The sequence below is a fragment of the Micromonospora parastrephiae genome, from assembly GCF_016802865.1.
Classification (GTDB): domain Bacteria; phylum Actinomycetota; class Actinomycetes; order Mycobacteriales; family Micromonosporaceae; genus Micromonospora; species Micromonospora parastrephiae.
Genome location: NZ_JAEVHM010000324.1, coordinates 1 through 3,875, shown reverse-complemented (window position 1 = coordinate 3,875; position 3,875 = coordinate 1). Strand labels below are relative to the sequence as shown.

Genomic DNA, 3,875 nt, shown 5'->3' with positions numbered 1-3,875 from the left:
CGGTACACCGGGAACGCGGCGGCCAGCTCGGCGAGCGCGGCCCGCGCCTGCTCGGTCGGCACCTCGGGGGCGAGCGCGGCCAGCCGGGTCAGCTCGGCGGCGAGCAGCTGGGTCGCGGCAGCCAGCTTCGTGGTGTGGGTCAGGTCCTCCCACGAGGTGCGCTGACCGGTCAGCCGGGTGTCCAGCACCGTGAAGTCGCCCTCCGCGTCGGTGTCGACGAAGAGGCCGTTCACCGCGGCGAGGGCGTCGTAGCCGGTGGTGCCGTCCACCGGCCAGTCCGGCAGCTCCTCGCCGTACTCCAGGATCTTCTCCACCACGAGCCAGGCGTCCGGCGCGGCCTCCCGCAGCCGGGCCAGGTAGCCGGCCGGGTCGCGCAGCCCGTCGGGGTGGTCGACGCGGATGCCGTCGACCTCCCCGTCGGCGGCCCAGCGCAGGACCAACTCGTGGGTGGCGGCGAACACCGCCGGGTCCTCCACGCGCAGGCCGGCCAGGCCCGCGATGGCGAAGAACCGGCGGTACGTCAGCTCGGCGTCACCACGCCGCCAGGACACCAGCTCGTAGTGCTGCCGGTCGTGTACCGCGCGGGCGTCGCCGTCGCCGGTGCCGTCGGCGACCGGGAAGCGGTGCTCGTGGTAGCGCAGCTCCCCGTCGACGAGTTTGAGGTCGTCCAGGGCGGCCGGGTCGTCGGCCAGCACCGGCAGCAGCAGCCGGCCCCGGTCCCAGTCGATGTCGAACCAGTCGGCGTACGTCGAGTCGCGTCCCCGACGCAGCACGTCCCACCAGGCGGGGTTCGCCGGGGGTACGGTCACACCGGCGTGGTTGGGCACGATGTCCACGACCAGGCCGAGCCGTCTGCCGCGCAGCGCGCGCAGCAGCCGCTGCCGGGCCGCCTCGCCGCCCAGCTCCGGGTTGACCGTCCGGTGGTCGACCACGTCGTAGCCGTGCGCCGAGCCGGGCGTGGCGGCCAGCAGCGGGGCGCTGTAGAGGTGGCTGACGCCCAGGTCGTCGAGGTAGTCGACGATCTCGGCGGTGGCGTCCAGGCCGAAGCCGGGGCGGACCTGGATGCGATAGGTGGCCTTCGGAGGGGTGGCCGGCATGTCAGATCGTCCTCTCCAGCACGACGAGGGACCGGTCCGGCACCCGAATGGTGCCGCCCGCGCTGATCACCGTGGCGTCGTCCGGTTCGGGTTCGGCGGTGCTGATCACCCGTTCCCACTTCTGCCCGTACTCGCTGCCCGGCAGGGTGAACTCCAGCGGCGCGTCGTGGGCGTTGAAGCAGAGCAGGAACGAGGCGTCGTGGTGGCGCTGACCGTACTGGCCGCGCTCACGGATGCCCTCCCCGTTGACGAACAGCGCCACCGAACGGCCGAAGTCGTTGCCCCAGTCCTCGGCGGTCATCTCCCGCCCGTCCGGGGTGTGCCAGGCCAGGTCCGGCAGTGGCTCGTCGATGCCGCGCCCGCCCACCGGCAGGCCGGTGAAGAACCGGCGACGGCGGAACACCTGGTGCCGTTTGCGGAACGCGGTCAGCGTCTGGACGAACTCCAGCAGCTGCGAGTCGGCGTTCTCCCAGTCGACCCAGGCCAGCTCGCTGTCCTGGCAGTAGACGTTGTTGTTGCCGTGCTGGGTGCGGCCCAACTCGTCGCCGTGGCCGATCATCGGCACGCCCTGCGACAGCATGAGGGTGGCCAGGAAGTTGCGCCGCTGCTTGGCCCGCAGCGCGAGCACCGCCTCGTCGTCGGTCTCGCCCTCCACGCCGCAGTTCCAGGACCGGTTGTGGCTCTCGCCGTCGCGGTTGTCCTCGCCGTTGGCCTCGTTGTGCTTGTCGTTGTACGACACCAGGTCGTTGAGCGTGAACCCGTCGTGGACGGTGACGAAGTTGATGCTGTGGAACGGGCGCCGGCCGTCGTCCTGGTACAGGTCGGCGGAGCCCGAGATCCGGGACGCGAACTCGGCGAGGGTCGCCGGCTCACCGCGCCAGAAGTCCCGCACCGTGTCGCGGTACTTGCCGTTCCACTCCGTCCACAGCGGCGGGAAGTTGCCCACCTGGTAGCCGCCCGGGCCGACGTCCCACGGTTCGGCGATCAGCTTGACCTGGCTGACCACCGGGTCCTGCTGCACCACCTCGAAGAAGGTGGACAGCCGGTCGACCTCGTAGAACTCCCGTGCCAGGGTGGCCGCCAGGTCGAACCGGAAGCCGTCGACGTGCATCTCGGTCACCCAGTAGCGCAGCGAATCCATGATCAGCTGGAGGGAGTGGGGGCTGCGCACGTTCAGGCTGTTGCCGGTGCCCGTGTAGTCGACGAAGTAACGCCGGTCCTCCTCGCTGAGCCGGTAGTAGCTGGGCGCGTCCACGCCCTTGAAGCTCAACGTCGGCCCGAGGTGGTTGCCCTCGGCGGTGTGGTTGTAGACCACGTCGAGGATGACCTCGATGCCGGCCGCGTGCAGCGCCTTGACCATCCCCCGGAACTCCTGCACCTGCTGACCGGTCCGGCCCAGCGCGGAGTAGCCGTGGTGCGGGGCGAAGAACCCGATGGTGTTGTAACCCCAGTAGTTGCGCAGCCCCAGGTCGACGAGGCGATTGTCGTGGATGAACTGGTGCACCGGCATCAGCTCGATCGCGGTCACCCCGAGCCGGGTCAGATACTCGATCATCGGCGGGGAGGCGATGGCCGCGTACGTGCCGCGCAGCTCCTCCGGGATGTCCGGGTGGCGCATGGTCAGGCCGCGCACGTGCGCCTCGTAGATCACCGAGTGGTGGTACGGGGTGCGCGGCGGCTTGTCGTTGCCCCAGTCGAAGTACGGATTGACCACCACCGACTTGGGCATGAACGGCGCCGAGTCGGTCTCGTTCATCCGCTCCGGCTCGGCCATGTCGTAGTCGTAGACCGCCGGGTCCCACGTCACGTCGCCGTCGATGGCCTTGGCGTACGGGTCGAGCAGCAGCTTGTGCGGGTTGCAGCGCAGCCCGTTCGCCGGGTCGTACGGGCCGTACACCCGGTAGCCGTAGCGCTGGCCAGGCTCGATACCCGGCAGGTACGCGTGCCAGACGTACGCGTCCACCTCTCGCAGCTCGACGCGACGCTCGGCGCCGGTGTCCCACTCGTCGAAGAGGCACAACTCGATCCGCTCGGCCACCTCGGAGAAGATGGCGAAGTTGGTGCCCATCCCGTCGTAGGTGGCGCCCAGGGGGTACCGCTCGCCCGGCCAGACCTGCATGTCGCTCCTTCAGACCATGGTCATGTGCGCACCGCGCCATGGCGCGCCGACGGAGCCCGCCCGCACGCACGCGGGTATTGCCCTGCGTCCCGGCACGCCAATCCATCCTTTCAGGGCGATGGCCGAAATCCACCTGTCTGATGCGCGCTACACCCCTCAGGTGTCTTCCGTCACCATGGCGCCTCTCAAGGTGCGGTATCGCGCGAGATGCCCTTTGCTAGTTGAGGACACGCGCCCGCGCGTGCCCACTCGGCCCTCGGCCACCTTTGACACCTCACGCTCCGCCGCCACTGACGCCGGCGCGCACCACCATGCATGGACGGAGATTGATGTGACGACCCTGCGGGTCGGCGAGCAGCTCGCTACCGCCACGGACCGGGCCCACCGGCCCACCCTCACCTCCCGGCCCCCCGCGCAGCCCGGCGCGGCCGTGCCGCCGCAGCCCGGCCCGGGAGTGCCGCCGCAGACCCGTCGCATCCTGATGCTGTCCTGGGAGTACCCGCCGGTGCTCGTCGGCGGCCTCGGCCGACACGTCCACGCCCTCTCCGTCGCCCTCGCCGCCGCCGGCCACGACGTCACCGTCGTCACCCGCCACAGCGACGGCGCACCCCTGGAGGAATACGCCGACGGCGTCCGCATCCTGCGCGCCCCCGAAGACC

The 3,875-nt window shown here is 70.7% G+C and carries 3 protein-coding genes; 1 reads left to right on the top strand and 2 read right to left on the bottom strand.

Translation table 11 applies throughout. From position 1 onward, the window contains the following. Both JNW91_RS30300 and glgX read right to left on the bottom strand, forming a co-directional pair. On the bottom strand, positions 1-1,097 hold a 1,097-nt coding region (locus JNW91_RS30300; protein ID WP_238425976.1), incomplete at its 3' end, for an alpha-amylase family glycosyl hydrolase. 1 nt (position 1,098) lies between these two features. After that, a complete protein-coding gene (glgX, locus tag JNW91_RS30295; RefSeq protein ID WP_203178909.1) occupies positions 1,099-3,216 on the bottom strand; it encodes a glycogen debranching protein GlgX in 2,118 nt (705 codons plus the stop codon). A gap of 331 nt (positions 3,217-3,547) precedes the next feature. Between glgX and JNW91_RS30290 the strand changes: the two genes are divergently transcribed. After that, positions 3,548-3,875: glycogen/starch synthase (locus tag JNW91_RS30290; RefSeq protein ID WP_203178908.1), on the top strand; the 328-nt coding region annotated here is incomplete at its 3' end.

Excerpts from the sequence above, each read along its gene's own strand:
- glgX (WP_203178909.1), bottom strand. The coding sequence starts at position 3,216 with ATGCAGGTCTGGCCGGGCGAGCGGTACCCCCTGGGCGCCACCTACGAC.